The sequence below is a fragment of the Niastella sp. genome (genome assembly GCF_045805085.1).
Classification (GTDB): Bacteria; Bacteroidota; Bacteroidia; order Chitinophagales; family Chitinophagaceae; genus Niastella.
In genome coordinates, this window is record NZ_JBJMLX010000153.1 from 1 (window position 1) to 3,974 (window position 3,974).

Here is a 3,974-nt window from a genome sequence, read left to right on the forward strand (position 1 = left end):
AGGTTTGGCACCTCGATGTCGGTTCGTCACATCCTGGGGCTGGAGAAGGTCCCAAGGGTTCGGCTGTTCGCCGATTAAAGTGGCACGTGAACTGGGTTCAGAACGTCGCAAGACAGTTCGGTCCCTATCTGTGATGGGCGTTAGAATATTGAGTGGACATGACCTTAGTACGAGAGGACCGGGTCGTACACACCGCTGGTGTATCTGTTGTGCCGCCAGGTGCAGTGCAGAGTAGCTATGTGTGGCCAGGATAAACGCTGAAAGCATCTAAGCGTGAAACCTTCCACGAGATGAGTATTCTTTTAAGGGTCGTCAAAGACGATGACGTTGATAGGCTACAGATGTAAAGATGGTAACATCAAAGTCGAGTAGTACTAATTACCCGTACGCTTTAATTTTTTTTAACAATTTTGAATACAATGATAATTTGTTAGCTCTATTACGCTCGCATTTACAACTTCCCAATATGTAACTTATTACGGTTAGTGAACATAAAATCTGACCAAAGATCTTATGGTGATTATACCGAGGGTGTTCACCTCTTCCCATTCCGAACAGAGAAGTTAAGCCCCTCATGGCCGATGGTACTACACAACAATGTGGGAGAGTAGGTAGTTGCCATATTTATTACAAAAAGCCTCTTGACTGATGTCATAGAGGCTTTTTGCTTTTTAGACCAGCCTGAATTAAAATTTGCCAACCTGGCTTAGTAAACAGCCATTATACACATATCTCTTTTCCATAAATTTGTTGCATGCGTTACTTATACGTGCTGTTAGTTATCTGTACCGCTTTCAATCAACAACCAACATGGCGAAAAATACAGATCAATGGAAAGGCCCAGGGCACAACGTACCATATTACCTGGTATGCACAGGATAGCACCATAGGGCAGCCCCAGATCGATAGCATCCTGGCGAAGATCGATACCTCGCTTTCTATTTACAATCCTTTCTCGCTTATCTCCCGGTTTAACGACTCGGCTTCTTTTGTAATCATGGATACGCATATGCGCAACGTGATCGAAAGATCTATAGATACCTACAGGCAAACCGGCGGCATCTTCGATATTACGGTGGAGCCACTTGTACAGGCATGGGGCTTCGGTCCAAAGAAAATGACCGGACTGCCCGATTCAGCCACTATAAAAAAGCTTAAAGCATGTGTAGGCTCCAATAACCTGGTGCTGAAAGGAACGATGCTTCATAAATTGAAACCCTGTATAAAGATCGATGTGAATGGCATTGCCCAGGGCTATAGTGTTGATGTGGTGGCCAACTACCTCGAAGCGCATGGCATCAGGAACTACCTGGTTGAGATCGGCGGTGAGATCAGGGTGAAAGGGCACAAACAACCCGGTGGTGAGAAAATGAAAATAGGCATAGAAGCGCCAGGCGATAATGATTTTGAACTGACAATGATCAGCAAGATCGTGGCGGTGGATAGCGGCGCTATCACCACCTCAGGCAGCTACCGGAAATTCTATGAAAGCGAAGGCAAAAAGATCTCTCACCTGATTGATCCGCGTACAGGCTACCCGTCACAAAACGAATTGATCAGCGTAACTGTTTTTGCCCGGGACGCCATTACTGCCGATGCGTATGACAATGCGCTAATGGTAATGGGTTTGAAAAGGGCCATGCAGTTTGTAGAAAAAAGAAAAGATATGGCCGCCCATTTTATCTATCGCACCAGCAAGGGCGCCGTTGCAGATACGGCGTCGAGCCGGTTTTATAAATTGTTGCAACCACAATAATTATATTAAATTGTTGCTGTGATGCCACCGATAAATGGAAATTTTCAACTTATAATAGAAGGGGAGTAATTCTATTTTATCGTATTAAATAAAAAATATTTGCTATTGCCGTATGAGCAGACGTCATTTCATTAAACAATCAGGATTACTGGCCGGTGGCCTGATATTTTCCAACCAATGGGTGCAGGCTTTTGCCGGCACTGCTGAAAAAATAAATATCGGCATTATCGGGTGCGGGGACAGGGGTACAGGCATAATGAGTATGCTTAACGATCTTTCAGACCGGTTTGCAATAACCGCCATTTGCGATGTGCTGGATTTCAGAATTGAGAACGGCAAAAAAGCCGGTAGATCTGCCGACCTGAAAGTATATAAAGATTACCGCCAGCTGCTCGATGATAAGTCGATACAGGCAGTGGTGATTGCAGTTACCCTAAGCGAACACTATCATATTGCCAAGGATGCATTGGCTGCAGGTAAACACATTTACCTGGAGAAAACAATGACCTATTCCCTTGACCAGTCGCTTGACCTGGTTAAGACAGCCAAAGCGCGCCCTAATCAAATAGTACAGGTTGGTCATCAATACCGGTCAACACCCCTGTACTTTAAAGTAAAGGAGATGATAGATAAAGGCTATCTGGGCAAAGTTACGCAGATAGATAGCCGTTGGGATCGTAACTGGAACTGGCGGCGCCCGGTGCCTGCAGGTTACACCGACAAACAGGTGAACTGGCGCATGTACAGAGAATACTCGGGCGGACTGCCTGCTGAATTGCTATCGCACCAGATGGATTTCATCAACTGGGCTTTCAATACTCATCCCGATGAAATACTGGGCACCGGCGGCATCGATTTTTATAAAGACGGCAGAGAGACTTACGATAATGTTCAGGTGATGTTGCGTTATTCCAAAGACAACATGATCGGTAATTTCGGCGCTACCTGCGGCAATGCACACGATGGATATATCTTCAAAATAAAAGGAACGAAGGGCTCGGTGCATTTGCTGATGCATGAAGGCGTGTACTATCCCGAACCCACTACAAAAAAGGAACTGGAAACAGTAGATGGCGTTACCGGCGCTACCAAAATTGAATGGAACAAGGACGGCGGTATTCCCATTATAAAAGAAGACCTGAAAGACGGTACGTATTATGCGTTGGTGGAGTTTCATAATTCCATTACCAATAAAAAGCTGCCTTCATCAAACATTGTTACCGGCGCCACTACAGCCATTTGTGTAGCCCTGGCCAACAGTGCTATATATAATCACACCATTGAAAAATGGAAACCCACCTATAATTTATCGTAATCATTATTTAACTGGCATATGAAAAAACTTTGCTTCGTTCTTCTTGCTATTGCTTCTACAATTGTTGCTACTGCTCAATCGGGCGGGGGCTGGACGAATTTATTTGATGGAAAAACACTTAATGGCTGGAACAAGATCACCGGTTCTGCCGATTATAAAATTGAGAACGGTGAAATTGTAGGCCTTACCGTGCCCAATTCACCCAATACCTTTTTAGTAACAGATAAAGAATACGGCGATTTTGTACTGGAACTGGAAGTAAAAGTAGATGACACTACTTCCAACTCGGGTATTCAGTTCAGAAGTCATTACAATCCTGAAATGGCCAATGGCCGGGGCGGTAAAGGCCGGGTATATGGTTACCAGTTTGAGCTGGATCCTTCGGCCCGCGCCTGGACAGGTGGAGTGTATGATGAAGCCCGCCGTGAATGGCTTTATCCTTTATCGTTGAACCCTGCTGCGCAAAGCGCCTTTAAGCGTGGTGAGTACAATAAGATCCGGGTTGAATGCATTGGCAATAACATCAGGACCTGGGTGAACGGTACCTCTTGTGCTTATGTAGTAGATACAGTTGATAAAAAAGGATTCATCGCCTTACAGGTACATGCTATTCCCAAGCCTGAGCTGGCAGGGGAGAAGATCCACTGGCGGAATATTCGCATAAAAACAACCGGCCTGTCGCCATTGCCTTTCGCAAAAGGCGTTTATGTCGCCGATTATATTCCAAACAACCTGACCACTTATGAAAAAAGCGAAGGCTGGAAATTGTTGTTTGATGGGAAAACGACCGATGGCTGGAAGGGCGCCTACAAACCTGGTTTCCCCGAAAGGGGCTGGCAGGTAAAAGATGGAAACCTGACTGTGCTGTCATCGAATGGCGCTGAATCAACGAACGGCGGTGAT

Annotated in this window: 3 protein-coding genes and 2 rRNA genes; all 5 read left to right on the top strand. The window is 45.4% G+C overall.

Features of this window, described 5'->3' with window-relative positions:
* A 23S ribosomal RNA gene (locus ACJ751_RS07430) occupies window positions 1-399 on the top strand; the annotation flags it as partial.
* A gap of 113 nt (window positions 400-512) precedes the next feature.
* Window positions 513-624, top strand: a 5S ribosomal RNA gene (gene rrf, locus ACJ751_RS07435).
* Window positions 625-754: 130 nt separating this feature from the next.
* Complete coding sequence (locus tag ACJ751_RS07440; protein WP_407744793.1) at window positions 755-1,756, top strand: FAD:protein FMN transferase; 1,002 nt, start codon at window positions 755-757, stop codon at window positions 1,754-1,756.
* Between the two features lie 112 nt (window positions 1,757-1,868).
* Window positions 1,869-3,071: a Gfo/Idh/MocA family protein gene (locus ACJ751_RS07445; protein ID WP_407744794.1), complete on the top strand. Its 1,203-nt coding sequence runs from the start codon at window positions 1,869-1,871 to the stop codon at window positions 3,069-3,071.
* 18 nt (window positions 3,072-3,089) lie between these two features.
* Window positions 3,090-3,974, top strand: an 885-nt coding sequence (locus tag ACJ751_RS07450) for a family 16 glycoside hydrolase (protein WP_407744796.1), incomplete at its 3' end; no start/stop codon positions are given.

Excerpts from the sequence above, each read along its gene's own strand:
- ACJ751_RS07440 (WP_407744793.1), top strand. The coding sequence starts at position 755 with ATGCGTTACTTATACGTGCTGTTAGTTATCTGTACCGCTTTCAATCAA.
- ACJ751_RS07445 (WP_407744794.1), top strand. The coding sequence starts at position 1,869 with ATGAGCAGACGTCATTTCATTAAACAATCAGGATTACTGGCCGGTGGC.